The 25,718-nt window shown below is 72.5% G+C and carries 25 protein-coding genes, 1 pseudogene and 1 riboswitch; of the genes and pseudogenes, 17 read left to right on the top strand and 9 right to left on the bottom strand.

The features are described from left to right. Positions 1 to 46 precede the first annotated feature (46 nt). The 3 genes from MM440_RS10240 to MM440_RS10250 all read right to left on the bottom strand — a co-directional run bounded on the left by MM440_RS10240 (position 47) and on the right by MM440_RS10250 (position 3,376). Positions 47 to 1,504: a benzaldehyde dehydrogenase gene (locus tag MM440_RS10240; RefSeq protein WP_241444194.1), complete on the bottom strand. Its 1,458-nt coding sequence runs from the start codon at positions 1,502 to 1,504 to the stop codon at positions 47 to 49. Between the two features lie 115 nt (positions 1,505 to 1,619). After that, positions 1,620 to 1,967, bottom strand: coding sequence for a hypothetical protein (locus MM440_RS10245; protein ID WP_241444195.1), 348 nt, complete (start codon positions 1,965 to 1,967; stop codon positions 1,620 to 1,622). Further along, positions 1,964 to 3,376: a PspC domain-containing protein gene (locus MM440_RS10250; RefSeq protein WP_241444196.1), complete on the bottom strand. Its 1,413-nt coding sequence runs from the start codon at positions 3,374 to 3,376 to the stop codon at positions 1,964 to 1,966. Before MM440_RS10250 ends, MM440_RS10245 begins: the two co-directional genes overlap by 4 nt. A 125-nt stretch (positions 3,377 to 3,501) precedes the next feature. Here MM440_RS10250 and MM440_RS10255 point away from each other — a divergent pair, with 125 nt between their 5' ends. The 4 genes from MM440_RS10255 to MM440_RS10270 all read left to right on the top strand — a co-directional run bounded on the left by MM440_RS10255 (position 3,502) and on the right by MM440_RS10270 (position 6,655). Next, entirely contained in the window at positions 3,502 to 4,839 is a 1,338-nt protein-coding gene (locus tag MM440_RS10255) for an ATP-binding protein (RefSeq protein ID WP_241444197.1), read from the top strand. Beyond that, positions 4,832 to 5,521 carry a LuxR C-terminal-related transcriptional regulator gene (locus MM440_RS10260; protein WP_241444198.1) on the top strand — a complete coding sequence of 230 codons (690 nt, stop codon included), beginning with the start codon at positions 4,832 to 4,834 and terminating at the stop codon, positions 5,519 to 5,521. Before MM440_RS10255 ends, MM440_RS10260 begins: the two co-directional genes overlap by 8 nt. A gap of 117 nt (positions 5,522 to 5,638) precedes the next feature. Continuing rightward, entirely contained in the window at positions 5,639 to 6,298 is a 660-nt protein-coding gene (locus tag MM440_RS10265) for a prepilin peptidase (RefSeq protein ID WP_241444199.1), read from the top strand. 9 nt (positions 6,299 to 6,307) lie between these two features. Continuing rightward, positions 6,308 to 6,655: a hypothetical protein gene (locus MM440_RS10270; protein ID WP_241444200.1), complete on the top strand. Its 348-nt coding sequence runs from the start codon at positions 6,308 to 6,310 to the stop codon at positions 6,653 to 6,655. 81 nt (positions 6,656 to 6,736) lie between these two features. On the opposite strand, the gene MM440_RS10275 is transcribed toward MM440_RS10270, so the two are convergent. The 3 genes from MM440_RS10275 to MM440_RS10285 form a co-directional block, all read right to left on the bottom strand. Next, entirely contained in the window at positions 6,737 to 7,450 is a 714-nt protein-coding gene (locus MM440_RS10275) for a DedA family protein (protein ID WP_241444201.1), read from the bottom strand. Further along, positions 7,447 to 8,472, bottom strand: a complete 1,026-nt coding sequence (locus MM440_RS10280) for a quinone oxidoreductase family protein (protein WP_241444202.1) — start codon at positions 8,470 to 8,472, stop codon at positions 7,447 to 7,449. The genes MM440_RS10275 and MM440_RS10280 overlap by 4 nt, the downstream gene beginning before the upstream one ends. An 85-nt stretch (positions 8,473 to 8,557) precedes the next feature. Beyond that, positions 8,558 to 9,610 carry a PQQ-dependent sugar dehydrogenase gene (locus MM440_RS10285; protein ID WP_241444203.1) on the bottom strand — a complete coding sequence of 351 codons (1,053 nt, stop codon included), beginning with the start codon at positions 9,608 to 9,610 and terminating at the stop codon, positions 8,558 to 8,560. Between MM440_RS10285 and MM440_RS10290 the strand changes: the two genes are divergently transcribed. Together MM440_RS10290 and pcrA are read left to right on the top strand one after the other, a co-directional pair. Then, positions 9,600 to 9,923 (top strand): hypothetical protein, encoded by a 324-nt coding sequence (locus tag MM440_RS10290; protein WP_241444204.1) that lies wholly within the window; start codon positions 9,600 to 9,602, stop codon positions 9,921 to 9,923. The two genes, MM440_RS10285 and MM440_RS10290, sit on opposite strands and share 11 nt — an antisense overlap. Positions 9,924 to 10,615: 692 nt before the next feature. Then, on the top strand, positions 10,616 to 13,042 hold the full coding sequence (pcrA, locus tag MM440_RS10295; protein WP_241444235.1) for a DNA helicase PcrA: 2,427 nt from the start codon (positions 10,616 to 10,618) through the stop codon (positions 13,040 to 13,042). Between the two features lie 248 nt (positions 13,043 to 13,290). Here pcrA and MM440_RS17010 read toward each other — a convergent pair whose 3' ends face one another. Together MM440_RS17010 and MM440_RS10300 are read right to left on the bottom strand one after the other, a co-directional pair. Further along, positions 13,291 to 13,425, bottom strand: a complete 135-nt coding sequence (locus MM440_RS17010) for a hypothetical protein (protein WP_277626531.1) — start codon at positions 13,423 to 13,425, stop codon at positions 13,291 to 13,293. A 23-nt stretch (positions 13,426 to 13,448) separates the two neighbouring features. Further along, the gene (locus MM440_RS10300; protein ID WP_241444205.1) at positions 13,449 to 14,366 is read right to left on the bottom strand and encodes a M23 family metallopeptidase; all 918 of its coding nucleotides are present in this window, start codon (positions 14,364 to 14,366) and stop codon (positions 13,449 to 13,451) included. A 152-nt stretch (positions 14,367 to 14,518) separates the two neighbouring features. Between MM440_RS10300 and MM440_RS10305 the strand changes: the two genes are divergently transcribed. The 11 genes from MM440_RS10305 (at position 14,519) to pdxY (ending at position 24,802) form a co-directional block, all read left to right on the top strand. Then, positions 14,519 to 14,920 (top strand): coenzyme B12-dependent isobutyryl CoA mutase small subunit, encoded by a 402-nt coding sequence (locus MM440_RS10305; protein ID WP_241444206.1) that lies wholly within the window; start codon positions 14,519 to 14,521, stop codon positions 14,918 to 14,920. Positions 14,921 to 15,133: 213 nt separating this feature from the next. Beyond that, a complete protein-coding gene (gene sucC / locus MM440_RS10310; RefSeq protein WP_241444207.1) occupies positions 15,134 to 16,315 on the top strand; it encodes an ADP-forming succinate--CoA ligase subunit beta in 1,182 nt (393 codons plus the stop codon). A gap of 42 nt (positions 16,316 to 16,357) precedes the next feature. Then, on the top strand, positions 16,358 to 17,245 hold the full coding sequence (gene sucD / locus MM440_RS10315; protein ID WP_241444208.1) for a succinate--CoA ligase subunit alpha: 888 nt from the start codon (positions 16,358 to 16,360) through the stop codon (positions 17,243 to 17,245). A 119-nt stretch (positions 17,246 to 17,364) separates the two neighbouring features. Further along, positions 17,365 to 18,609 carry a cell division protein PerM gene (locus tag MM440_RS10320; protein WP_241444209.1) on the top strand — a complete coding sequence of 415 codons (1,245 nt, stop codon included), beginning with the start codon at positions 17,365 to 17,367 and terminating at the stop codon, positions 18,607 to 18,609. Positions 18,610 to 18,692: 83 nt separating this feature from the next. After that, the gene (locus MM440_RS10325; protein ID WP_241444210.1) at positions 18,693 to 19,088 is read left to right on the top strand and encodes a hypothetical protein; all 396 of its coding nucleotides are present in this window, start codon (positions 18,693 to 18,695) and stop codon (positions 19,086 to 19,088) included. A 202-nt stretch (positions 19,089 to 19,290) separates the two neighbouring features. Beyond that, entirely contained in the window at positions 19,291 to 19,938 is a 648-nt protein-coding gene (gene purN / locus MM440_RS10330) for a phosphoribosylglycinamide formyltransferase (RefSeq protein WP_420914154.1), read from the top strand. Next, a riboswitch (ZMP/ZTP riboswitch) is annotated at positions 19,894 to 19,971 on the top strand. It overlaps the preceding gene by 45 nt. 29 nt (positions 19,972 to 20,000) lie before the next feature. Continuing rightward, positions 20,001 to 21,668, top strand: a complete 1,668-nt coding sequence (purH, locus tag MM440_RS10335; RefSeq protein WP_241444211.1) for a bifunctional phosphoribosylaminoimidazolecarboxamide formyltransferase/IMP cyclohydrolase — start codon at positions 20,001 to 20,003, stop codon at positions 21,666 to 21,668. Beyond that, entirely contained in the window at positions 21,658 to 22,689 is a 1,032-nt protein-coding gene (locus MM440_RS10340; RefSeq protein ID WP_241444212.1) for a DMT family transporter, read from the top strand. The genes purH and MM440_RS10340 overlap by 11 nt, the downstream gene beginning before the upstream one ends. Positions 22,690 to 22,694: 5 nt before the next feature. Then, the gene (locus MM440_RS10345) at positions 22,695 to 23,564 is read left to right on the top strand and encodes a bifunctional methylenetetrahydrofolate dehydrogenase/methenyltetrahydrofolate cyclohydrolase (RefSeq protein ID WP_241444213.1); all 870 of its coding nucleotides are present in this window, start codon (positions 22,695 to 22,697) and stop codon (positions 23,562 to 23,564) included. Positions 23,565 to 23,583: 19 nt separating this feature from the next. Continuing rightward, positions 23,584 to 23,865, top strand: coding sequence for a DUF3017 domain-containing protein (locus tag MM440_RS10350; protein WP_241444214.1), 282 nt, complete (start codon positions 23,584 to 23,586; stop codon positions 23,863 to 23,865). A gap of 82 nt (positions 23,866 to 23,947) precedes the next feature. After that, positions 23,948 to 24,802: a pyridoxal kinase PdxY gene (gene pdxY, locus MM440_RS10355; RefSeq protein WP_241444215.1), complete on the top strand. Its 855-nt coding sequence runs from the start codon at positions 23,948 to 23,950 to the stop codon at positions 24,800 to 24,802. Between the two features lie 79 nt (positions 24,803 to 24,881). On the opposite strand, the pseudogene MM440_RS10360 reads toward pdxY, so the two are convergent. After that, positions 24,882 to 25,718 (bottom strand): annotated as a pseudogene (locus MM440_RS10360) (malate dehydrogenase); the annotation flags it as partial.

Raw genomic sequence — 25,718 nt, forward strand, 5'->3', positions numbered from 1 at the left:
GGCGCGCAGACGGGGCCGAGCGAGCGCGCCCGACCCCGTCACCGGCTCAGAACGGGTAGGTCGCGATCCGGCTCTGCATGCTGACCCACTGCAGGTGGCAGAAGGTCTCCAGGTTGGCCTTCGCGCCGCCGAAGTGGCCGCCGCTGCCGGAGGCCTTGATCCCGCCGAACGGGATGACGGCCTCGTCGTCGACGGTCTGGTCGTTGATGTGCAGCATGCCGGTCTCGATCCGGTCGGCGAGCTCGTAAGCCGCCATCGCGTCGCCGGTGAGCACCCCGACGGACAGCCCGTACTCGCTCGCGTTGATCAGGTCGATCGCCTCGTCCACCGTCTCGTAGACCGTGATGGGCGCCACCGGCCCGAAGATCTCCTCGGTGAACGCCACGCTGTCCTGGCCCACCCCCGACAGCACGGTCGGTCGGTAGAACAGGCCGTCGTAGGTGCCGCCGGCGCGCAGCTCGGCTCCTGCGTCGACGGCCTTGGTGACGATGCCGTGGACCCGGTCGCGCTGCCGCTCGTCGATGATCGGGCCGAGCGCGTTGGTCTCGTCCGTCGGGTCGCCGACGGTCAGCCGGTCGGCCTTCTGGGCCAAGGCCGCGACATAGGCGTCCGCGAGGGACGCGGGCACCAGGTGGCGCCCCGCGGTCATGCAGATCTGCCCCTGGTGCAGGAACGATCCCCACGCGCCGGCCGAGGCCGCCGCCTCGACATCGGCATCGGGCAGCACCAGCAGCGCGTTGTTGCCGCCGAGCTCCAGGTGGACCTGCTTGAGCAGCTCCGCCGCGGTCGCACCGATCCGGCGGCCGGCGGCGGTGGACCCAGTGAAGGACAGGCACGGCACGTGCGGGTGCGCGACGAGCGCCTCCCCGAGCTCCGCCCCACCTGGTAGGACGTGCAGCAGCCCCTCGGGCAGCCCCGCCTCGGCGAGCAGCTCGGCGAGCGCCATCCCGCCGGCGACGCTGGTGCGCGGGTCGGGCTTGAGCACGACGGCGTTGCCGAGGGCGAGAGCCGGTGCGACCGAGCGCATCGACAGGATCGCCGGGAAGTTGAACGGCGAGATAACACCCACCACGCCGTAGGGGACGTAGCGGGCGAACGACAGCCGCGGCTTCGCCGAGCGCAGGACCTCGCCGAACGGTGCGGCCGCGGTGGCCGCGGCCTCCTGCAGCTCGGAGACCACGAGCCCGACCTCGAAGGCGGCCTTGCCCTGGCCCGACCCGGCCTCGCGCACCAGCCAGTCCTGCAGGCGCTGCGGCTCGGCCTGGAGGAGCTGAGCAGCCTTGAGCAGCACCGCTGCTCGGGCCGGGTAGGGCTCGGCGGCCCAGCGCCGTTGCGCCTCGCGTGCCTGCGTCACGGACCGGTCGAGGTCGGCCTTGGTGGCCGCGCCGACCTCGCCGAGCGTGTCACCGGTGGCCTTCTCGATCACCGGGCTGGACTCGCCGGAGCCGGTCGTCCAGTCGCCGGCCCAGATCCGCCCTTCCCAGGGTGCTGCAGTCGTGTCCACGGGTCGTCGCTCCTCGGGTGTCGCACGGGTGGGGAGGCCGGTGCTGGGCGCACCGACCTCCCCCTAGTCTCGCCCGACACAGCGGCGACCTCGCGCGCCGCGGGCCGAGGTAGCGCTACCGCTGGTTGCCTCCGCGCACGAGACTGAAGATGCCGGCGGCGAGCAGGACGACACCCGCGCCGACGATGATCCAGGGCCCGGAGGCCTCGAGATCCACGGTGTACCAACCCCATTGGGCGAGGGCGACGGCGACCGCCACCAGGACCGCGAGACTCCCGATGACCAGTGCCGGGACGTTGGGCCCGGGCGGCGCGTCCCGATGGTCGTAGACCGGCTGCTCGCCGGCGCGGTAGGGCGACTGCTCACCGGGCTGGTAGCCGGACGGGTAGGGCGCCTGGTAGCCGGACGGGTTGGTGGGCTGGGAGCTGGACGGGTTGGTGGGCTGCGAGCTGGACGTGCTCATCGCTGGACCTCCTCGATGTTGAGCTGGCCGGTGCCGACGTGGGCGTCGACAAGCAGCGCGGTGCTGCCGCTGCCGACGGTCTGGGTGTTGTTGCCGCTGGCGTCGTCGTTGATGCTGAGCTCGCCGCGCGACACGTCGCCGGTGACCTGGATGTCGCCACCCTTCGGGATCTTGACGGTCAGCTGACCGAGGTTCAGCGAGGTCGAGATGCGCTGTCCCGTCAGGGAGCTCGCCGGGAGCTTGGTCAGGTCGAGGGTGGCGTCGCCGACACCATGGTCGAAGCTCTGGCCGTTCGTGACCGAGGTGGGTGCCCAGGTCTGGTCACCCCAGCGCCCTGACATGTGCCCGGGACCGTTGCTGATCGCGCCGAGGGCCAGCAGCCCGACGAAAACCGTTGCCACTCCGGCCATCCCGACCCGGCGCCCGACGCCACCGAGGGCGAGGCAGCCGATGCCGAGCACGGCGAGCGCTGCCGCCAAGGACATGGGCCACGCGTGACCGGGCAGGGTCCACTGGCTGTACGCCGCCCAGGTGGCGCCGAAGGCGATGGCCGCGAGTCCGATCGTCACCAGGTTGAACGCCCCGGGCCGGGGACGGCGCGGTCGCGGTGGCGGCGGGGGCTGCGGCGGTCGGCTCTGCGACCACGGCGGGGTGGGGGGTGCGGCGGGCGGCGCACCCTCGGAGGCGACGTCGAGGGGGACGGTGGGTGCGGACTGTGTGGCCGGTGTGGCGGATGTGGTCGGTGTGGCCATGGTGTGCTCCTCACTGGTGGTCGTGGTCGAGCTGAGGGGGGCGAGCCCGTCCCGCCGGGCCGCCAGGACGCGCGAGGCGGTGGCGCCACGGGTGGGAGGTGCTGCGGGAGAGGCGGTTTCGCCGGCGACAGGTGCACCGGAGACAGGTCCACCCGCATCGCCGGCACCCCCACCACCGGACCGGCTGCGCTGCACGGCGTAGAACCCGAGCGCCACCAGGGCGACGACGGTCAGGATGCCGCCGACGTTGACGTCGCCGATGCGCAGGCCGCCGCCCCAGCCACCCGCGCCGCCCAGGTCGCTGATCGAGGAGACCAGGCAGAGGCCGGCGAAGATGAGCAGCACGACCGAGCTGGCGTCGCCGTGGCGCACGGCCTTCTCGAGCGGGATCTGGCCCTCGGTGTCCGCCAGGATGGCGAACAGCACGAAGTAGGCCGCGAAGCCGAACCCACCCATCAGCAGCAGCACGATCCACGCGAGGCGGACGACGATGGGGTCTACGCCCAGCTTGTCGGCGAGACCGCCGCAGACGCCGGCGACCCAGCGGTCGGACAGGCGACGACGAATGCCGGTTGCTCGCATCGCGGCGAGGAAGCGGTCGAACGGCTCGAGCGGTGGGCGAGGCCCCGGGGTGGGGGCGGAGGTGGGCTGGCTCATGGCTTCATCCTGCTGCCCGGGGACGACCGAGGGTCATGAGGGACGCCCCTGAGCCGACCCCGGCTCTACCCCGAGCAGGGCCGAGAGCGCGCTCCCGAGCCGCGCGGATGGGCCAAGATGGGAGCGTGCCGGCCTACGAGAACGCTTCCAAGGAGTCGCCCCAGCCGCGTCCGCGGCTCCGGCGCTCGGTCGAGGACGGCTGGATCGCCGGCGTCTGCGCGGGCCTCGCCCACCACCTCGGGTTCGACGTCCGCGTGGTCCGCGCCACGTTCGTCCTGGGGACCATCCTGCTCAACGGCCTCGGTCTGCTGGCCTACCTGGTGATCTGGGCCCTGACTCCGCAGGCGCTCGACGGCGAGCACGCGGACGCGCCCAGGCCCGCTCCGACGAGCCTGCCGCGGCTGGACCGGGCGATCCGCGCGCTGCGCACGAGCGGGCGTGACGAGGCCTTCGGCAACGTCCTCGGGGGGCTGGCGCTGGTCGTGCTCGGGGCGGCGCTGCTGCTCGAGCGGCATGGCGTCAACCTGCGGCTCGGCCTGGTCCTGCCGCTCGGGGTGATCGTCGTCGGTGCCGTGATCGGCTGGTCCCAGCTGGACCGCGCCGAGCGGTCGAGCTGGCTGAACGAGTCCTCCTTCTCGGGCCGCCGGGGCGTGCTGCGCGTCGGCGTCGGCCTGGTCCTCACCATCATCGGGGTGCTGCTGCTCGCCACCCAGGAGCGGGGCTGGGCCGGGATGGGGGACGCCGCCCTGTCGGCCCTCGCCGTGCTCACCGGCGCGGTCGTCATCCTCACGCCGTGGGGTCTGCGGCTGTGGGAGAAGGTCAAGCGCGAGCAGGCCCAGGCCATCCGGGCCACCGAGCGCGCCGACATCGCAGCGCACCTGCACGACTCGGTGCTGCAGACGCTCGCCCTGATCCAGCGCAAGGCCGACGACCCCGCCCAGGTGCAGCGGCTGGCCCGGGCCCAGGAGCGCGAGCTGCGGGCCTGGCTCTACGGCGGCGGTCAGTCGGCGGAGACGACCCTGGCCGCCGCCGCGAAGGCCGCGGCGGACGACCTGGAGGACCGCTACGGCGTGCCCGTCGAGGTCGTCGTCACCGGCGACCACCCGCTCGACCCGGACACCCAGGCGCTGGTGCGCGCGCTCACCGAGGCCATGTCCAACGCCGTCCGGCACGCGCGTCCGCCGGTCTCCGCCTACGTCGAGTGCGGGGCGAGCGGCATCGAGGCGTTCGTGCGTGACCATGGCGACGGCTTCGACCTCGACGCGGTGCCCGCCGACCGGCTCGGCGTCCGCGGCTCGATCGTCGAGCGCATCGAGCGCCACGGCGGCACCGCCCGCATCCGCCGGCTCAGCGACGGCACCGAGGTCGCCCTGACCCTGCCTGTGCACCGGCCTGTGAACCAGTCGCTGAACCAGCCTGTGAACCAGCAGACCCTGCCCCTGAAGGAGGCGCACGATGCCTGAGCCACGTGCCACGACCCACGGCCCGATCCGGCTGGTGCTGGTGGACGACCACCGCATGTTCCGCGCCGGCGTCCGGACCGAGCTGGACGACTCGCTGCCGGTCGTCGGCGAGGCCGGCGATGTCGACACCGCGGTCGAGGTGATCCGCCGCGAGCGCCCGGACGTGGTGCTGCTCGACGTGCACCTGCCCGGCGGCAACGGCCGCGGTGGCACCGACGTGATCCTCGGCTGCGCCGGCACGACCACCGAGTCGGGCGCGCCCGTGCGCTTCCTCGCGCTGTCGGTCTCGGACGCCGCCGAGGACGTCATCTCGGTGATCCGCGCCGGCGCCCGGGGCTACGTCACCAAGACCATCGTGGGCGAGGACCTGGTCACGGCCATCCACCGGGTGGCGGACGGGGACGCGGTGTTCTCGCCGCGGCTCGCCGGCTTCGTGCTCGACGCGTTCGGCGCCGCGGCCGGCGAGATCGCCGAGGTCGACTCCGAGCTCGACCGGCTCTCGGCGCGCGAGCGGGAGGTCATGCGGCTCATCGCGCGCGGCTACCAGTACAAGGAGGTCGCCAAGGAGCTGTTCATCTCCGTCAAGACGGTCGAGACGCACGTCTCGTCGGTGCTGCGCAAGCTCCAGCTCTCCTCGCGGCACGAGCTCACCGCCTGGGCGATGAACCGCCACCTGCTGTAGACCGTCCCGCTCCGGTAGGCCGCGGGGTCGGCGCGCGTAGCGCGTGCCCGTCGCCGCTCGCTCGGGGCCTGTGGACAACCGCCGACGCGGGTGCGCCGGACCGGGCAGGCTGGGCGGATGGATCGTGTCCTCGCCCCCAGCCTCCTCGTGGCGCTGCTCGCCCTGCCCGCAGGGGTCGGCGTGCGCCGCTGGCTGGACGCGCTGGGCTACCGCCGGGCCGACGAGGTCGGGCGGGTGCGTCGGCCGACCGGGTGGGTCGTGCCGGTCACGGTCCTGGCGGCCGTGGTGATGTGGGCGGCCGTGACCCCCGCGCACGGGCCCGGGCTGGGCACGGTCTACACCCTCGCGGTGCCGGTGGCGGTCGCGCTCGCGGGCGTCGACCTCGACGTCCACCGACTGCCCGACGCGATCCAGCTGCCCGCCTACCCCATGCTCCTCGCGGCGCTCGCCGCCGAGTGCCTGGTGTCGGGTCAGTGGGCGGCGCTCGGGCGCGCCGTCCTCGTCGGGACCGTGGCGCTCGCGGCCTTCCTGACGCTCGCGCTGGTGGCCCCGGGCGGGGGAGTGGGGCTCGGCGACGTCAAGCTCGCGGGCCTGCTCGGCATCGCCCTCGGCCGGCTCGGGTGGACCGAGGCGGGCGTGGGGTTCTACCTCGCGTTCGTCGTCGGCGGCCTGGTCGCGGCCGTGCTGCTGCTGCGCCGACGGGCCGGCCGCAGCACCCGGCTGGCGTTCGGCCCGGCACTGCTCGCGGGTGCGTTGGCGGGGGTGGTGCTCTCCTAGACTGACCTCATGATCGTTGCCCTTGTCATGGTCCACTACGTCACCCTCGCGCTGCTGCTCTTCGGCTTCCTGCAGAGCCTCCCGGTGAAGAAGGCGCTCCCCGTGCTCGTCTGGGGTGCCCGGCTGCAGCTGCTCAGCGGTCTCGCCCTGGCAGCTGCCGGCTCCATGGCGACCGGCGACCAGAAGGTCGGCGGGATGTTCATCGGCGTCAAGCTGATCATCATGCTCGTCGTCGTCGGTCTCGTCGAGGTGTCCGCCGCCAAGGGCAAGCGCGACGAGCAGAGCGCCGCCCTGCTCTACGCCGCCGGCGTGCTCGCGCTCGTCAACGTCGTCGTGGCGTACGCCCTGCCGCACTGATCGGCACCGACCGGCCCCGACACCGGCACCGACCGGCACTGACCAGCCCCACCAACCGCACCGAACCGAGCAGCACCACGCTCAGCCCAGCTGCGCCGCCGCCTCCTTGACCCGCTCGGGGTGGGCGGCGGCGTGCGCGCGGACCATCGCGTCGATCCGGTGACGCAGCGACGTCGAGCCGATGAGCGCGACCGCCGCGAAGATCCCCAGCCCGATCCACGCGACGTCCTTCATCGCCGCCTCGGCCGCCTTGCCGAGGTAGAACACCAGGTAGGCCATGCCGAACGACCAGGTGATCCCGCCGAGCGCGTTCGCCGGAAGGAACCGGTGGTAGGGCATCCGCAGCACCCCCGAGATGGGCCCGGCGAAGATGCGCAGCAGCGCCACGAACCGGCCGAAGAACACCGCGAACATCCCGTAGCGGTGGAAGACGTGCTCGGCGAAGGCGATGATCTCGGGCGAGAAGTGCTTCGGGAAGCGCCGAGCCAGCACGACCAGCAGGCGTCGTCCGTAGTGGTGGCCCACGCCGTAACCGATCGAGTCGCCGACGATGGCGCCCACGGCGCCGGAGAACGCGACCCAGAACGGCGACACGTCCAGCTCGTGGTGCGCCGACAGCAGCGCGGCCGTGACCAGGGTGATCTCACCCGGCACGGGCACACCGATCGACTCGACCCCGACGACCAGCCCGGCCAGCAGGTAGACGAGCACCGGCGGGATGGACTGCAGGAATGAGTCCAGGCTCTGCGGCAGCAGCGCGAGCGTCGGCGTCGCGGCCGACAGCACCAGGCTCATGGCAGCAGGACGACCTTGCCGGTCGTCCCCCGCCCCTCGAGCGCGTCGTAGGCGGCCTTGGCGTCGCTGAGCGGGTAGCGGTGCGACACGGCGATGTCCAGCTGCCCCGCACCGATGGCGGCGAACACGGCGGCGGCCCGGTCGCGCAGCTCCTCGGTCGTGCTGACGTAGTGCGCGAGGCTCGGGCGGGTGAGGAAGACCGAGCCGGCCGCGTTGAGCCGCTGCGGGTCGACCGGCGGCACCGCACCGCTCGCCGCGCCGAAGAGGACCAGCATGCCCCGGGGCCGCAGCGACGCCAGCGACGCGTCGAAGGTTGCCTGACCCACCCCGTCGTAGACCACGTCGACCCCGCGCCCGCCGGTCGCCTCGCGCACGGCTGCAGCAAGGTCGTCGGTCGTCGAGTAGTCGATCAGGTGGTCCGCACCGCGGGAGCGGGCGGTCTCGAGCTTGTCGGGGGAGCCGGCCGTGGCGACGACGGTGCCGCCCTGGGCCTTGATCAGTTGGACCAGCAGCTGGCCGACCCCGCCGGCCGCCGCGTGCACCAGCGCGGTCGTGTCGGGACCGACGGGGAAGGTGTCGGTGACGAGGAAGTGGGCCGTGCAGCCCTGGAGCATGGCCGCGGCAGCCACCTCGAGGTCTACGTCGTCGGGGACGGGCACGAGCCGGTCCGCAGCGAAGACGGCGAGCTCGGCGTGGCTGCCGAGGTTCATCGCCTGGGCCACCCGGTCGCCGACCTGGACGTCGTCGACGCCCTCGCCGACCGCCTCGACGGTGCCGGCCATCTCGACGCCGAGCGTGAACGGCGTGGGGATCGGGTAGACCCCTTCGCGCTGGTAGACGTCGATGAAGTTGACGCCGCTCGCGGCTACCTGCACCCGCACCTCGCCCGGGCCGGGCGCCGGGATCTCACGGTCGGTCACGGACAGCGCGTCGGAGCCGCCGTGCCGGGGCACGACCAGGGCGCGCGCCGTCTGGGGCGTGACGTCGGACGAAGCAGGGGGAGTGGTCTGATCGGTCGGCATGCGACTCAGCGTACCGACGGAATCTCCCGGGAGGACGCGGTCGCTCAGGGCGGGTTCGGGTCGTCGCCGACCCCGCCGGCCCCGCTCAGCGCGGCGCGAGCTGCAGGAGCCGGCCGTTCGGACCGTCCTCCAGCAGGTAGATCAGACCGTCCGGGCCCTGCACCACGTCCCGGATGCGGGCCTCGAGGTCCCAGAAGTCACGCGCGGTGACCGTCGTGCCGTCCAGCGCGACGCGGGCGAGGCCGCGGCCGGAGAGCGCGGGCAGGAAGGCGTCGCCGCGCCAGAGGAACGTCGAGCCGGTGTAGATCATCAGCCCGGCCGGCGAGATGCTCGGCGTCCAGAAGGCCGTCGGGGCCACGAACCCGTCGCCGGAGCGGTGGTCGGGGATGTCCCGGCCGTCGTAGTGGCTGCCGTCGGAGGCGCGCGGCCAGCCGTAGTTGCTGCCCCGCGTGATCAGGTTGAGCTCGTCGCCCCCTCGGGGCCCCATCTCCGAGCTCCACAGGCGTCCCTGCTCGTCGAACGCGATGCCGAGCGGGTTGCGGTGACCGTAGCTCCAGATCTGCGCCGCGACCCCGCCACGGTTCGCGAACGGGTTGCCCGGGGCCGCCTGGCCGTCGGGGGTGAGCCGCACGATCTTGCCGAGCGTGGTGCCGAGGTCCTGGGCGGGGTCCATCTTCTGCCGCTCGCCCGAAGTGACGAACAGGTGCTCGCCGGAGGGGTCGAACGCGAGCCGGTGCCCGTAGTGCCCGGACCCGCTGGTCTTCGGGGTCTGTCGCCAGATGACGCGCAGATCCTGCAGCCGCGCCGAGCCCCCGTCGGCGGCGATGGCGAGCGTGGCCCGTCCCACCGCGGCCCCGGTGCCACCGTCCCCGCGCTCGGCCCAGCTGAGGTAGATCGTGCGGTTGCTCGTGCCGTCGTAGCCCGGAGCCGTGATGACATCGCCGAGCCCGCCCTGGCCCGCCGCCGCCACCTCGGGGACGCCGGAGACGGTGATCCGCTGCCCGTCCGGCGCGCGCAGCAGCAGCCGGCCGGGTCGCTCCGTCACGGCGAGGTAGCCCGTGCTGCCGAGGAAGGTTGCCGCCCACGGCTCGTCGTAGGCCTCCAGCGCGTTGACGGTGAAGGCCGACGTGGTCAGCACCGGGGGTCCGGTCGGCGTGGGGGCGGGCGCGGTGGTGGCTGCCGCTGTCGGTGAGGTCGTCGGTGTCGCGGCGGGGGAGGCGGTCTGGGTCTCGGTCGCTCCGGTCGTCGGGCTGGCCGCCGGTGTGGTCGTGGGGCTCGCGGCCGGGGCGGATGGCGTAGAGCCGGCGGGGCTGGAGCCCGTGTCGCCGGGGCTGGAGGCACCGCTGCACCCCGCCACGAGCGCCGAGGTGACGGCGATCACGGACAGCAGGCGGGGCAGCGGCGAGCCGGCGGGGGGTCTACCCGATCGCGAGCGCACGGATCGACCGTAACCGCGCTACCTGGAGGAACCCTGGCCCGGGCGGTCTCGCTCGAACCGATCTCGTCCGGCGACGGTAGGGTGCGTCCCTCCCGTCGCCGCCTCGACCTGACCTCAGCAGCGATCGTCGCGTCCATCGCCGCGACGATCGTCGCCGCGCTCGCCTGGCTGTGGACCGGGATGCTCTATGTCGACTGGCGCGACGCCCAGGCGCTGACGTCCCCGCGCGCGGCGCTCGCGACGGCCGATCGCTGCGAGACCAAGATCATGCCGCGCAGCGGCCAAGGCGACCAGGAGACGGTGCGGGTGCACTACCGCACCGCGACGGGCGTCGGCGGGCAGGTCGTGCTCCGGTTCACCGACGTGGTGAGCGATCGACGCGCCGCCGACGCCACCGGGCAGCCAGGGAGCGATGCCGACCGCCGCGGGGAGTGGGCGACCGTGCCGGCGGGTGACCGCTACGCCTGCCCGCTCGTGGTCCGCTACCTGCTCGACGACCCGGCCGTGACTGTCGCCGAGAAGGACCTCGCCTCGCTCGCCGCGGCCCTGGAGCCGGGGTCGCAGGAGTGGACCAGGCGCTCGAACGCCCTGGCCTTCTCCTGTGTCCTGCTCGTCGGTGCCGGGCTGCTCATGCTGCCGGCGCGCCAGGTGGGCGCCCCCGGCGGGAGGGGTCTGTCAGCGATCAGCCTTAGGCTTGGACCCGACATGGACTCCCTCTTCGACCACCTCGCCGCACCGAGCCCGTCCGCCGACGTCGACGCCTCGGGGGTCCCCACGTGGGCCCTCGCCGACCCGGCCGGGCCGGTCGCGAGCCCAGGTGCTGTGCCGCCACCGGGGACGCCAGCCGCGGACCGACCCGCGACCGGCCCCGGCTGGGGCGGCAGCGGCAGCCCCGAGCAGATCCTCGCCGGGCTCAACCCCCAGCAGCGCGAGGCCGTGACCCACGAGCACGACCCCCTGCTCATCGTCGCCGGCGCAGGCTCCGGCAAGACCCGGGTGCTGACCCACCGCATCGCCTACCTGCTGGCCGCGCGCGGCGTCCAGCCGGGGCAGATCATGGCGATCACCTTCACCAACAAGGCCGCCGCCGAGATGCGCGAGCGGGTCGAGCAGCTCGTCGGCCCCCGGGCCAAGGCGATGCTCGTGTCGACCTTCCACTCGGCGTGCGTGCGGATCCTGCGCCGCGAGGCGGCCCACGTCGGGCTGCGCAGCTCGTTCTCCATCTACGACGCGGCGGACTCCCAGCGGCTCATGGCGATGGTGCTGCGCGACCTCGACCTGGACCCCAAGCGCTACCCGCCCCGCTCGTTCTCCCACCAGGTGTCCAACCTCAAGAACGACCTCGTCGACGTCGACACGTTCGCGGCCCGCATCACCGAGGAGTCGCCGCCGACCGACCGCTTGCTCGCCGACGCCTACCGGCTCTACCAGCAGCGGCTGCGCCAGGCCAACGCGATGGACTTCGACGACCTGATCATGACCACGGTGTCCATGCTGCAGGCCTTCCCGGCCATCGCCGAGCACTACCACCGGCGGTTCCGGCACATCATGGTCGACGAGTACCAAGACACGAACCACGCGCAGTACCAGCTGGTCAAGGAGCTCACCGGCGGTCCCGCGAGCTCGGCGACCGACGACCTGCCGGCCGCCGAGCTGGTCGTGGTGGGCGACGCCGACCAGTCGATCTACGCGTTCCGTGGGGCGACGATCCGCAACATCGTCGAGTTCGAGGAGGACTACCCGCAGGCCCGCACCATCGTGCTGGAGCAGAACTACCGCTCCACCCAGACGATCCTGCAGGCAGCCAACGCCGTCATCGCGCGCAACCCCGACCGGCGCCCCAAGAACCTGTGGACCGAGTCGGGCGACGGCGACCCGATCATCGGCTACGTCGCCGACAACGAGCACGACGAGGCGTCCTTCATCGCCCAGACCGTCGACGAGCTGGGCGACGAGCACCAGGTGCGCCCCGGCGACGTCGCCGTGTTCTACCGCACCAACGCGCAGTCCCGGCCGATCGAGGAGGTGTTCGTCCGGGTCGGCATCCCCTACAAGGTCGTCGGCGGCACCCGGTTCTACGAGCGGCGCGAGGTCAAGGACGCGCTCGCCTACCTGCGGGTGGTCTCCAACCCCGAGGACACCGTCAACCTGCGCCGCATCCTCAACGTCCCCAAGCGGGGCATCGGCGACCGCGCCGAGGCGTGCATCGCCGCCCTCGCCGAGCGCGAGCGGATCAGCTTCGTCGCCGCCCTCGCGATGCCCGAGGACGCCCCGGGCATCGCGACCCGGTCGGTCACCGCGATCCGGTCGTTCACCCACCTGCTCGAGGGCCTCGGCGAGGTGCGCTCCGGCGGTGGGGGCGTCGGCGACCTGCTCGAGGCGATCCTCGCGCGCAGCGGCTACCTCGACGAGCTGCGCGCCAGCCACGACCCGCAGGACGAGACCCGCATCGAGAACCTCAACGAGCTGCTCTCTGTCGCAAGGGAGTTCGACGAGAACTACCCCGAGGGCGCCCTCGAGGACTTCCTCGAGCAGGTGTCCCTGGTGGCCGACGCGGACGACATCCCCGACGAGGACGAGCAGGGCCAGGGCAGCGGCGTCGTCACCTTGATGACGTTGCACACGGCCAAGGGCCTGGAGTTCCCCGTCGTCTTTCTCACCGGCCTCGAGGACGGCTGCTTCCCGCACATGCGGGCGCTCGCCGACGACAAGGAGCTGGAGGAGGAGCGGCGGCTGGCCTACGTCGGCATCACCCGCGCCCGCGAGCGGCTCTACCTGTCCCGGGCGGCGGCACGCGCAGCCTGGGGTGCCCCGTCCTACAACCCGCCGTCGCGCTTCCTCGCCGAGATCCCCGACGAGCTGGTCGACTGGGCGCGCTCCGAGACGACGCGCACCCGTCCGTCCTCCACCCCGGCCGTCGCCCGGCTCGCCGGTCGGATGCCGCAGCGCACCTCCGGCAACCGCCCGATCATCTCGCTCAAGGCCGGAGACCGGGTCAGCCACGACACCTTCGGGCTGGGCTCGGTCGTGCGCGTCGAGGGCGACGGCGACCGCGCGATGGCCCACGTCGACTTCGGCGACGGTCCGGTCAAGCGCCTGCTGCTGCGCTACGCCCCCCTCGAAAAGCTCTGACCCCGTATGCCGTTCGGCTGTTTTGTCTTTGCGGTCGGTTCGCGCTGGTGGGCTCTCGTGCGGTCGGTCGTGGTCGGGTCCGCGGGGTGCGTGGGGCCCGGCCCTACGGGCCTACCATCCGGCACTCGCCAGCTCGCGCCTCCCGCCAGGCCCGCCACGGCCCTTCGGGCCGGGCCCCACGCCCCCCGCTCGGCTCGCACGGGGCTCGTGCCCGTGCGCTTCGGACTGATTCACGCCGGGTAGAACGTTCAAATCGCCTGGTTTCGGCCATGAATCAGCCCGAACGGTACGGGGTGCGGCGCGTCGAGCGGTCGGCGCTCGGTCATGGCCACCGTGATGCGGGCGTGGCGGTCGGCGAGGCCCAGCCAGGTCAGCGTCCACAAGGCCGCACGCCAGCCAGGTCAGGTCAGGGCTTGGCGCCCTTGGCACGCAGCACCGGCATGGGGTCGATGGCGTCGGTGAGCTTCGGGTCGCCGTGCGGGTGCACCTCGAAGTGCACGTGCGGGCCGGTCGAGCGGCCGGTGTCGCCGGACTTGGCGATCTCCTGCGCCTTGGTGACGCGCTGGCCGGCCTTGACCTCGAACGCCGACAGGTGGCCGTAGCGCACGAGCTGGCCGTCGTCCAGCTTGAGGTCGATGCAGTTGCCGTAGACCCCGTTCCACCCGGTGGTGAGCACGGTGCCGTTGTGCACGGCGTGGACGGCCGTCCCGACCGGGACCGCGAAGTCCTGGCCGTGGTGGAAGCCGCCCCAGCGTGGTGCGAAGGCCGAGGTCAGGCGGTAGCCGCCGACCGGCAGGACCCACAGCGGCGCCTCGGCGAGCGCCTTGGCGCGGGCGGCTTGGGCGGCCTTGGCCTGCGCGGCGGCTGCGGCCTGTGCGGCGGCGGCCTGCTGCTCTCGGGCCACCTGGCGCGCGGCGAGGTCCGACCAGCTGGTCCAGGTCGGGGTGCGGCCGCCGCTGCGCGAGCTGGCGAGACCGGTAGACCCGTCGCGCAGGTCGAACGCCACCGACTCCACGGAGGTGGCTTCAGTTGCGTCGGCGCGGGAGTAGCCGTTGCCGTCACCGACCTCGGGAGCAGAGTGGTCGTTGGTGCTCGTGCCCTGCACGGCGGCGCGTGCCACGGGGGTCTGCTCCGGTGCGAGCTGCTGCACGGACACGGCCGAGCCGCTGATGGCGGCGGCCAGGGAGAGCGTCAGCATCGGGCGGGTGGCGGCGCGCAACCGGGCGTGCTGGACGGGCGTGCGGTGCCGGCCTGGCGTGACGGAGGACGACGACCCTGCGTCGAGGGGGCGGTGCGCACGACCGGTCAGGGGCAGGTGGCGCACGTGTCATACCTCATCAGGGTCGGGGTGGGGGCTCTTTTCAGAATAACGAGTGATCATTTCGTGACGCAAGGGTGCTTGTGCCTGAAATCACTTGCAGCGCGGGGGACGACCCCGCCCGCGCCGGCCGAGCGCGCGGACGCTATCGTGACGCCATGAGCGAGTCACGGTTGCGAATTGTGGTGGCCAAGCCCGGCCTGGACGGGCATGACCGCGGTGCCAAGGTGGTGGCCCGGGCCCTGCGCGACGCGGGCATGGAGGTGGTCTACACCGGGTTGCACCAGACCCCGGAGCAGATCGTCGAGGCGGCGATCCAGGAGGACGCCGACGGCGTGGGCCTGTCCGTGCTCTCCGGTGCCCACATGACGCTCTTCGCCAAGGTGATGGAGCTGCTCAAGGCCAAGGATGCGAGCGACATCACGGTGTTCGGCGGCGGTATCATCCCTGACGACGACATCCCCCAGCTGCAGGCGCTCGGCGTGGCCAAGGTGTTCACCCCCGGCGCCACGACCACCGAGATCGTCGAGTGGGTCAACGCCAACGTCGAGGCGCACTGACGCTCCTGCCCGCTGTGGCGCGCCGGTGGTCGCATCGGTAGGTCGCGCCGGTGGTCGCATCGGTAGGTCCGGTCGGCGACCGGGTCTGTTCAACGGGTCACACTCGCGTGCCGTCGCCGCGCCCGGTGACGATATCCTCCGAGGGACGGCCGCCCGCTGGGTGGCCGGTTGACAGAGGCACTCTCACTCCCGACGACGAGGACGGATCCAAGCGTGGACCTTTTTGAGTACCAGGCCCGAGACATGTTCGAGAAGCACGGTGTCCCGGTGCTGGCCGGTCAGGTCGCCGAGACCCCGCAGGAGGCCCGTGCGGCCGCTGAGGCGGTCGGCAAGAACAGCGGCGGCGTGACCGTCGTCAAGGCCCAGGTCAAGACCGGTGGCCGCGGCAAGGCGGGCGGTGTCAAGGTCGCCAAGTCCGCCGAGGAGGCCGAGCAGCTGGCGGGCCAGATCCTGGGCATGGACATCAAGGGCCACACGGTCCACCGCGTGATGATCGCCCAGGGCGCCCAGATCGACGAGGAGTACTACTTCTCCATCCTGCTCGACCGCGCCAACCGCACCTACCTCGCCATGTGCTCCAAGGAGGGCGGCATGGAGATCGAGCAGCTCGCCGTAGAGCGTCCGGAGGCCCTCGCCCGCATCGCGGTCGACCCCAACGTCGGCATCGACCAGGCCAAGGCCGACGAGATCGTCGCGGCCGCCGGGTTCGACGCCGACACCGCCCCCAAGGTGGCCGAGGTCCTGAAGAAGCTGTGGGACGTCTACCGCGAGGAGGACGCGACGTTGGTCGAGGTCAACCCGCTGGTCAAGACCAAGGACGGCTCCGTGGTCGCGCTCGACGGCAAGGTCACCCTCGACGACAACGCCTCCTTCCGTCAGGCCGACCACGCCGCGCTGGTCGACGAGCGTGCCGAGGACCCGCTGGAGGCCAAGGCCAAGGCGATGGACCTCAACTACGTCAAGCTCGACGGCAACGTCGGCATCATCGGCAACGGCGCGGGTCTGGTCATGAGCACCCTCGACGTGGTCGCCTACGCCGGCGAGGACTTCACCGGCGGCAAGGCCAAGCCGGCGAACTTCCTCGACATCGGTGGTGGCGCCTCGGCCGAGGTCATGGCCAACGGCCTGGACGTCATCCTCGGCGACGAGCAGGTCAAGGCCGTCTTCGTGAACGTCTTCGGTGGCATCACCGCGTGCGACGCGGTCGCCAACGGCATCGTCGGCGCGCTCAAGTCGCTCGGTGACGCCGCGTCCAAGCCCCTCGTCGTGCGGCTGGACGGCAACAACGTCGTGGAGGGCCGCCAGATCCTCGCCGACTTCGCCCACCCCCTCGTCACGGTCGAGGAGACCATGGACGGCGCGGCCCGCAAGGCCGCCGAGCTGGCTGCCAAGTAAGCGTTCAGGACAGATCGAAAAGGAAAGAGGACTCAACACACCATGGCGATCTTCCTCAACGCCGACTCCAAGGTCATCGTCCAGGGCATGACCGGCTCGGAGGGCATGAAGCACACCACGCGCATGCTCGCCTCCGGCACCGACATCGTCGGTGGCGTCAACCCGCGCAAGGCGGGCACGACCGTCGACTTCCCTGACGGCAAGCAGGTCCCGGTCTACGGCACCGTGGCCGAGGCCATGAAGGAGACGGGCGCCAACGTGTCCGTCGTCTTCGTGCCGCCGGCCTTCGCCAAGAGCGCCGTCGTCGAGGCCATCGACGCGGGCATGCCGCTCATCGTGGTCATCACCGAGGGCATCGCGGTCAAGGACTCCGCGGAGTTCTACAACTATGCCAAGGACAAGGGCACGAGCCGCATCATCGGCCCGAACTGCCCCGGCATCATCAGCCCGGACCAGTCCAACGCCGGCATCATCCCCGCCGACATCGCCGGCCCCGGCCCGATCGGCCTGGTGTCCAAGTCGGGCACGCTGACCTACCAGATGATGTATGAGCTGCGTGACTTCGGCTTCACCACGGCCGTCGGCATCGGTGGCGACCCCGTCATCGGCACCACGCACATCGACTGCCTCGAGGCCTTCGAGGCCGACCCCGACACCAAGGCGATCGTGATGATCGGCGAGATCGGTGGCGACGCCGAGGAGCGGGCCGCGGCCTACATCAAGGAGCACGTGACCAAGCCGGTCGTCGGCTACGTCGCCGGCTTCACCGCCCCCGAGGGCAAGACGATGGGCCACGCCGGCGCCATCGTGTCCGGCTCGTCCGGCACCGCTGCCGCCAAGAAGGAGGCCCTCGAGGCCGCCGGCGTCAAGGTCGGCAAGACCCCCTCGGAGACCGCCGCCCTCATGCGCGAGATCATCGAGAAGCTCTGACCTGAGCGCTGCCGGCCCTCCCGGCCGCCACATCCGCCGCCGCCCCTCGCCGAAAAGCGAGGGGCGGCGGCGCGTTGGTCCCCGGCCCGGCGACCCGGGTCGGCGACCATGGACTCGTCATGACGATCTTGGACCGACCCCACGACCACTCGACCACCGCGCACCGGACGCCACCGCGCGTCCTCGGACTGGCGGCGATCGGGCGTGCCGTCGTCGTGGGCGCGTCCGCGGCGGCCGTCTCCTGGCTCCTGGTCGCACTGCTCGCCCTGGTCGCCTGGGTAGCCACCCCCGGTGACGTGTCCTGGCTGGGCACGGTCGGTGCCGCCACCGTCGGGTGGTTGGTCGGTCACGGCGCGACGATCCGCGCGGGCGCCGTCGAGGTCGGCCTGCTCCCCGTCGGCTTCACCCTGCTGGCCGTGCTCGCGGCGGTGCTCGCCACCCGCTGGCTGGACACCGACCTGGACGCCGACCGCAGTCCCCGGCTGGACCTGCTCGGAGGGGTCCGCGCCGGGACGCTCGGTCTCCTCGGCGGGTTCGTGGGGGGCTACCTCGGCTTCTCGCTCCTCAGTTGGCTCGCGACCGCCGCGATGCCGGTGTCCGTAGACCCTGTCTCCGCCCTCGTCGGCACGCTCGGGGTAGCGCTCGTCGGACTCGGGGTGGGGCTGCGCACGCACCTCTCCCGCGCGACCTTTGCGCCGGCCTGGCACGAGCAGGTGCACGCCCTGGTGCCGCTCGCGGTGCGCCGGGGGCTCGGGCTCGGACTGCGCCTCGGCCCGGCGCTGATCGCGCTCGGCGCGCTGCCGGTCGTGGCGTCCCTGGTGTGGCACGCGCCGCGGGTCGTGGAGCTCACCCAGGACCTGGCCCCCGGCGTCGTCGGTGGCAGCGTGCTGGGGCTGGTCGAGCTGGCCTACCTGCCGACCGCGGCGCTGTGGGGACTGTCCTGGCTCGCCGGTCCCGGATTCAGCCTGGGGGAGGGGTCGTCGCTCACCTGGACGCACGTGTCGACCCCGCCGCTGCCGATGATCCCGGCGTTCGGTGCTCTGCCCGACACCGCCACGATGAGCCCGTTCGTCATGCTCGTCGGGCTGCTCCCGGTCGCAGCCGGCGTCGTCCTCGGTGTGCTCGCCCTGCGCCGGCTCTCCGCGCTCACGAGCCTCGCCACCAAGGCGATTGCGGTCGGCTCGGCCTGGCTCGCCACATCGCTCGTCGCCGCGGCCCTGCTGCTGCTCAGCGCCGGCAGCCTCGGCACCCGCTCGCTCTCCGACATCGGCCCGGTCCTGCTGGCCGCCCCCGCCCTGGCGGCCGAGCTCGCTCTCGGCGCCGCCCTCACCCTGGCCTGGTCCTGGCGGCGCTACCACCGCTGAGCCTGCGCCGGGCGGTCATGGACCGGAGGGGTCGGCCGGATGCGCGATGATGGGGTACCCGCCCACCACGAGGGGCCGTCCTGATGCCTGACAAGCCCGTGCCCACGCCGCCCGCCGGGGCGCGCGACTCCTCGCGCTGCGCCTTGCTGGTGCTCGTAGGGCTGGTGCTGACCTACCTGCCGCTGCCGTGGCGGGCGCTGGCCGTGGTGGCCGGGCTCGCAGCGATCTTCTTCGGGATCCGGGCGATGACCGCCCAGATCCGGACCAAGCAGTCCTTCTCGGCGGCGTGGACGGGACTCGGGGTCATGCTGGCGGCCTGGCTGATCGTGGTGACCGGCATCCAGACCGTCTTCACCGGCCAGTGGTCCCAGGTCGAGGAGTGCCTCAAGGGCGCCAACACCCGCGTCGCCGAGGCTGACTGCCGCAAGCAGCTCGGCGACGGCGCCGGCAGCGGCCTGCTCGGCCTGTTCGGCGAGTAGCAGCCCGGGCGGTCCTGCACCACGACCTGCTCAACGATCGTGCGCACGAACCCGGGAGATGCGCAGGAACCCGTGAGGCGCCGCCCTCCCGACCCTGCGCGTGTCACGCCAACTTAAGCGTCTCACGCCTGCCACCGACCCCTGGGGTCTGCACGGTGGCAGCGGCGATCGTCCACAGGCCGTGACCACTAGGGTGGTCGGCGTGAACGCACCTCAGCCCGTCGACGTGGTCGTCCTCGTGTCCGGGTCCGGCACGCTGCTGCAGGCGCTGCTCGACGCGAGTGCCGACCCCGGTTACGGCGTGCGGGTGGCCGCGGTGGGGGCGGACCGGCCAGGCACGCTGGGCGAGGAGCGGGCGGCCCGCGCCGGGGTCGACACGTTCGTGGCGAGGGTGGGCGACCATCCCGACCGGGCGGCCTGGGATCGCGCCCTGGCGGCCGAGATCGCCCGCCACAAGCCGCGATTCGTCGTGAGCGCCGGGTTCATGAAGATCCTCGGCCCGGCCGTGCTAGGCACGGTGCCCGTCATCAACACCCACCCGGCTCTGCTGCCCAGCTTCCCCGGCGCCCACGGGGTGCGGGACGCGCTCGCCTACGGCGTCAGCGTCACCGGCACGACCTGCCACCTGGTCGATGCGGGGGTCGACACCGGGCCGATCATCGCCCAGCGCACGGTGGATGTCCGGCCGGACGACACCGAGGAGTCCCTGCACGAGCGGATCAAGGTCCAGGAGCGCGCGATGCTGGTCGACGTCGTGGGCCGCCTCGCCGCGGACGGCTTCCGCGTCAACGGCCGCCGGGTAGAGTGGGGGCACACGACTGGCGCAGGTGGGTCAACCACCAGGGAGTGACGTTCGTGGGCATCGCCCGCCTGGGTGCCCGCATCTGGACAGACCAAGCCGCAGGAGTGCCCATGACGACGAATCCTTCCCCCTCGCACGCCTCCGACCAGCGCAACCAGACCACCGACGGCCGCCGCCCGGTGCGCCGGGCGCTCGTGTCGGTCTACGACAAGACCGGGCTCGAGGACCTCGTGCGCGGCCTCGCCGCGGACGGTGTAGTGCTCGTGTCGACCGGCGGGTCCGCCTCCCTGATCGCGGGGCTGGGTCTGCCGGTGACCCGCGTGGAGGACCTCACCGGCTTCCCCGAGTGCCTCGAGGGCCGGGTCAAGACGCTGCACCCGCGGGTGCACGCGGGGATCCTCGCGGACACCCGCAAGCCGGACCACCTGGCCCAGCTGGAGGAGCTCGAGGTCGCGCCGTTCGAGCTGGTCGTGGTCAACCTCTACCCCTTCACCGAGACCGTCGCGTCGGGGGCCAGCCCCGACGAGTGCATCGAGCAGATCGACATCGGGGGCCCGTCGATGGTGCGCGCCGCGGCCAAGAACCACCCGAGCGTCGCGGTGGTCACCTCGCCGGCGGACTACGCCGAGACGCTGGCGGCCGTGCAGGCGGGTGGGTTCACCCTCGAGCAGCGAAAGGCGTTGGCCGCCAAGGCTTTCGTGCACACCGCAAGCTACGACGTGGCCGTGGCCTCCTGGATGGGCAACGCCTACGTCGACACCTCCGAGGGCACCGGGTTCCCGGCCTGGACGGGTGCGACGTGGACCAAGGCGGCCACCCTGCGCTACGGCGAGAACCCGCACCAGCAGGCCGCGCTCTACCGACACTGGCGCCCGGGCGTCGCGAGCGCCGAGCAGCTGCACGGCAAGGAGATGTCCTACAACAACTACGTCGACACCGACGCGGCGGTCCGGGCGGCGCACGATCACGGCGACCAGCCCACGGTCGCCATCATCAAGCACGCGAATCCTTGTGGCATCGCTGTCGGTTCGGCCGACGAGGACATCGCGGCCGTCCACGCCCGCGCGCACGCCTGCGACTCCCTGTCGGCGTTCGGCGGCGTGATCGCCACCAACCGGCCCGTCACCGTGGCGATGGCGGACGCGGTGAAGGACATCTTCACCGAGGTCGTCGTGGCTCCGGACTTCGAGCCGGAGGCGCTCGAGATCCTCAAGGGCAAGAAGAACATTCGGCTGCTGCGTCTCCCCGAGGAGGCGGTGGCGCAGGCCGACGCGATCGAGTTCCGGCCGATCAGCGGGGGGCTGCTCGTGCAGCAGCGCGACCAGATCGACGCGGTGATCGAGCCGACCGAGTCGGACAAGCCGACCGCCGGCCACGGCGACGCGCCGCTGCACTGGACCCTGGTCGCCGGCGAGCCCGCCGACGACGCGACCCTGCGCGACCTGGACTTCGCGTGGAAGGCGGTGCGGGCCACCAAGTCCAACGCCATCCTGCTCGCCAAGGACGCGGCCTCGGTCGGCATCGGCATGGGGCAGGTCAACCGGGTCGACTCGTGCCGGCTCGCCGTGTCGCGCGCCGGAGCCGAGCGGGCGCGGGGCGCGGTCGCGTCCTCGGACGCCTTCTTCCCGTTCGCCGACGGCCCGCAGATCCTGCTCGACGCGGGCGTCCGCGCGATCGTGGCGCCCGGTGGCTCGCTGCGCGACGCCGAGACGATCGAGGCGTGCCAGCGGGCCGGGGTCACGCTCTACTTCACCGGCACCCGCCACTTTGCCCACTGAGCCGGCACGCCTGCCCACCGAGCCGGGCCGCCACGAGCCGTCGGCCGTCGTCTCGCTCAGCGTGGCGGCGGCGCTCGGCGCGGGAGCCCTCAGCTCGCTGCAGGCGAAGGCCAACGGCCAGCTCGGCCAGGTCTTCGACGCAGCGGTGGACGCAGCCCTGTGGAGCTTCGGCTCCGGCTGGCTGATCCTCACCCTCGGGCTGCTGCTGCCCGGGCCGCGGCGCGGGTTGCGCGAGGCCCGCGCGGCCTACCGCGCCAACCGGCTGCGCTGGTGGCAGTTCCTCGGCGGCCTCGGCGGCGCGCTCTTCGTCGGTGCGCAGGCCTTCGCGGTGCCGCTGGCCGGCGTCACGCTGTTCACCATCGGTGTCGTGGGTGGTCAGACCGTCACGGCCCTGCTCGTAGACCGTGTCGGCCTCGGCCCGGGCGGGGTCGCCCCCGTCACGCTCGGGCGCGTGCTCAGCGCGGTGGCCACCGTGATCGGAGTCGTGGTGGCCGCCACCGCCCGGGGTGGCACGACCGGCTCGGTGCCCGTCGGCGCGGTGCTCTGCGCGGTCGCCGGTGGCGCCGCCATCGCCGTGAGCGGCGCCCTCAACGGCCGGGTCAACCGGGCGAGCGGGCACGTCACGGCGACGTCGTGGATCAACTTCACCTGGGGCTCGCTCGCCCTGCTCGGCTGGGCGCTCGTGCTGCGCCTGCAGGGTGGCCTGCACGCGCCGCGCAGCCTCGACGCCCCGTGGTGGGCCTACGCGGGCGGCGTTCTCGGCATCGTCTTCGTCGCCGTCGGCGCGGTCGTCGTCCACCACCTCGGCGTGCTGCTGACCGCCCTGCTCACCATCGCCGGCCAGATCGTCATGGGTCTCGTGCTCGACCTGGCCTCCGCCACCACCCGGTCCCACGTGGGACCCCAGCTGCTCCTCGGCGTCGCGATCACCCTCGTGGCCGCCGTCGGCGCAGGAATCGCCGCGTCCCGGACCAGCCGGGCCGCGGCACCCGCACCCCAGTCACCCACCGTGGGAGGATGATCACCGTGACCGCAACCCTCATGGACGGCAAGGCCACGCTCGCCACCATCAAGGCCGAGCTCAAGGACCGCGTCGCCGCGCTCGCCGACCGAGGCGTCGTGCCCGGTCTCGGGACCGTCCTGGTCGGCGACGACCCCGCCAGCTCGTGGTACGTCCGGGCCAAGCACCGCGACTGCCAGGAGATCGGCATCGCGAGCATCCAGCGCACCCTGCCCGCCACGGCGACCCAGGCCGAGGTCGAGGCCGTCGTCGACGAGCTGAACGCCGACCCCGACTGCACCGGCTTCCTCGTGCAGCAGCCGACCGGTCTCGACGACAACGCGATCCTCGCGCGGGTCGACCCGGACAAAGACGTCGACGGCCTCACGCCGGTCAACCTCGGCCGGCTCGTCCTCGGCATCCCCGCGCCGCTGCCGTGCACGCCGATGGGCATCATCGAGCTGTGCCGGCGCTACGACATCCCGCTCAACGGCGCCGAGGTGGTCGTCATCGGGCGCGGCCTCACGGTCGGCCGCCCGCTCGGCCTGATCCTCACCCGTCGCTCGGAGAACTCCACGGTCACGTTGTGCCACACCGGGACTCGTGACCTGGCGGAGCACACCCGACGGGCCGACATCGTCGTCGCCGCGGCCGGCGTGCCGGGCATCCTCAAGCCCGACATGGTCAAGCCCGGAGCGGCAGTCTTCGACGTGGGCGTGTCCCGCGTCGCCGGCCCGGACGGCAAGTCGGTCGTCGCCGGCGACATCGACCCCGGCGTGTGGGAGGTCGCCGGCGCGATGACCCCCAACCCCGGTGGGGTCGGTCCGATGACCCGCGCCCTGCTGCTCACCAACATCGTCGAGGCGGCCGAGCGCTCCCTCCAGGCCGCCGACTGACCCGACCAGGAGAGCGTAGATGCAGCACCCGTCGATCGCGCAGACCCGGCTCGGGGCCTGGTGGGTCCTCGGTGCCGGTCTCGCGATCGCCCTGGTGACGATGCTGACCGGGCAACTGCGCTCGGGCGGCTACGTCTTCGCCGCTGCGCTGCTGCTCGCCGGTGCCCTGCGCACCGTGCTCCCGCGCGAGGCCGCTGCCGGCCTCGTGATCCGGCCGCGCTGGCTGGACCTCGTGCTCTACGTCGGCGCGGGGACGGCGGTGCTCGTGGCCACCTTCCTGCTCAAGATCCCGCAGGCGTAGACCGTGCTCGTCGCGGTCCGCAAGCGGCGACGGCGCTGAGACCCGGTTGAGCGGCACCCGCGCGAGGGGGCACCATCGTGGCGTGACCACCATCTTGTCGATCCAGTCCCACGTCGCCTACGGGCACGTCGGCAACAGCGCCTCCGTCTTCCCGCTCCAGCGGATCGGCGTCGAGGTCTGGCCCGTCCCGACCGTGAACTTCTCCAACCACACGGGCTACGGCGCCTGGCGCGGGCCGCTGATCCCCGCCGCGGACGTGCGCGAGGTCATCACCGGCGTGGGGGAGCGCGACGCGTTCGCCGAGATCGACGCGGTGCTCTCGGGCTACCAGGGTGGGGCGGACATCGCCGAGGTCATCCTCGCGGCCGTCGCCGAGGTCAAGGCCGCCAACCCGGCCGCGATCTACGCGTGCGACCCGGTCATGGGCAACGCCAAGAGCGGGTGTTTCGTCGCCCCGCAGATCCCGGTGCTGCTGCGCGAGCAGGTCGTCCCGGCGGCCGACCTCATCACGCCCAACCAGTTCGAGCTGGGCTACCTCACCGGCACCGAGCCCCGCACGCTCGAGGACACCCTGGACGCCGTCGAGCGCGCCCAGGCCATGGGGCCGCAGACCGTCCTCGTCACGAGCGTCGAGCGACCGGACGCTCCCGCCGACACCCTCGAGATGCTCGCCGTCACGCCCGCCGGCGCCTGGATCGTGCAGACCCCGCGGCTGCCGATCAAGTGCAACGGCTCCGGCGACGTCACCGCTGCGCTGTTCACCGCCCACCTGCTGCAGACCTCCGACCCGGCGCTCGCGCTCGGTCGCACGGCCTCCAGCGTGTTCGACCTGATCGAGACCACCGTGCGCTCCGGCCGCCGCGAGCTGCAGCTCGTGCAGTCGCAGGAGGCCATCGCCCACCCGCGCATGCAGTTCGAGGTCACCCAGGTCCGCTGACGGGGCCCCGCCCAGGACACGCGAAGACCGGCCGGGTGCGGTGCACCCGGCCGGTCTTCGTGCAGTCAAACCGGTGAGGCTAGGAGATCAGCCCGAGCTCCTTGACGGCGTCGCGCTCCTCGGCGAGCTCGGCGACGGACGCGTCGATCTTGCCGCGCGAGAAGTCGTCGATGTCGAGGCCCTGGACGATCTCCCAGTCGCCGTTCTTGGTGGTGACGGGGAAGGAGGAGATGAGCCCCTCCGGCACGCCGTAGGACCCGTCGGACACGACCGCCATCGACACCCAGTCGTCCTTGGCGGAGCCGTTCAGCCAGTCGCGGGCGGCGTCGATGGTCGCGGAGGCGGCCGACGCTGCGGAGGACGAGCCGCGCGCCTCGATGATCGCGGCGCCACGCTTGGCGACGGTCGGGATGAAGGTGTTCTCGAGCCAGTCCTGGTCGCCCACGGCCTCGGCGGCGTTCTTGCCGGAGACCTCGGCGTGGAACAGGTCGGGGTACTGCGTGGCCGAGTGGTTGCCCCAGATCGTCATCTTGGTGATCTCGGTGACCGGCACCTGCAGCTTGGCGGCGAGCTGGGAGATCGCGCGGTTGTGGTCCAGGCGGGTCAGCGCCGAGAAGCGCTCCTTGGGGATGTCGGGGGCGTTCGACATCGCGATCAGCGCGTTGGTGTTGGCCGGGTTGCCGGTGACGCCGATGCGGATGTCGTCGGCGGCGTGGTCGTTGAGCGCCTTGCCCTGGCCGGTGAAGATCGCGCCGTTGGCGGAGAGCAGGTCGCCGCGCTCCATGCCCTTGGTGCGGGGCCCCAGGTTGGCGCCGTCGAAGATCACGTTGGGGTCGTCACCGATCTGCGACACCGGCGAGCGTCGGGAACGCGGCGAGGTCGTCGAGCTCCATGACGACGCCCTCGAGCGCCTTCA

Origin of the sequence: Arsenicicoccus piscis (assembly GCF_022568835.1) — a bacterium.
GTDB classification, from domain to species: domain Bacteria; phylum Actinomycetota; class Actinomycetes; order Actinomycetales; family Dermatophilaceae; genus Arsenicicoccus; species Arsenicicoccus piscis.

Coding starts and splice junctions, on each gene's coding strand:
- MM440_RS10320 (WP_241444209.1), top strand. CDS start 17,365: ATGACGATCTTGGACCGACCCCACGACCACTCGACCACCGCGCACCGG.
- MM440_RS10245 (WP_241444195.1), bottom strand. CDS start 1,967: ATGAGCACGTCCAGCTCGCAGCCCACCAACCCGTCCAGCTCCCAGCCC.
- MM440_RS10250 (WP_241444196.1), bottom strand. CDS start 3,376: ATGAGCCAGCCCACCTCCGCCCCCACCCCGGGGCCTCGCCCACCGCTC.
- pcrA (WP_241444235.1), top strand. CDS start 10,616: ATGGACTCCCTCTTCGACCACCTCGCCGCACCGAGCCCGTCCGCCGAC.
- MM440_RS10260 (WP_241444198.1), top strand. CDS start 4,832: ATGCCTGAGCCACGTGCCACGACCCACGGCCCGATCCGGCTGGTGCTG.
- sucD (WP_241444208.1), top strand. CDS start 16,358: ATGGCGATCTTCCTCAACGCCGACTCCAAGGTCATCGTCCAGGGCATG.
- MM440_RS10325 (WP_241444210.1), top strand. CDS start 18,693: ATGCCTGACAAGCCCGTGCCCACGCCGCCCGCCGGGGCGCGCGACTCC.
- MM440_RS10280 (WP_241444202.1), bottom strand. CDS start 8,472: ATGCCGACCGATCAGACCACTCCCCCTGCTTCGTCCGACGTCACGCCC.
- MM440_RS10270 (WP_241444200.1), top strand. CDS start 6,308: ATGATCGTTGCCCTTGTCATGGTCCACTACGTCACCCTCGCGCTGCTG.
- MM440_RS10265 (WP_241444199.1), top strand. CDS start 5,639: ATGGATCGTGTCCTCGCCCCCAGCCTCCTCGTGGCGCTGCTCGCCCTG.
- MM440_RS10350 (WP_241444214.1), top strand. CDS start 23,584: ATGCAGCACCCGTCGATCGCGCAGACCCGGCTCGGGGCCTGGTGGGTC.
- MM440_RS10305 (WP_241444206.1), top strand. CDS start 14,519: ATGAGCGAGTCACGGTTGCGAATTGTGGTGGCCAAGCCCGGCCTGGAC.
- purH (WP_241444211.1), top strand. CDS start 20,001: ATGACGACGAATCCTTCCCCCTCGCACGCCTCCGACCAGCGCAACCAG.
- MM440_RS10275 (WP_241444201.1), bottom strand. CDS start 7,450: ATGAGCCTGGTGCTGTCGGCCGCGACGCCGACGCTCGCGCTGCTGCCG.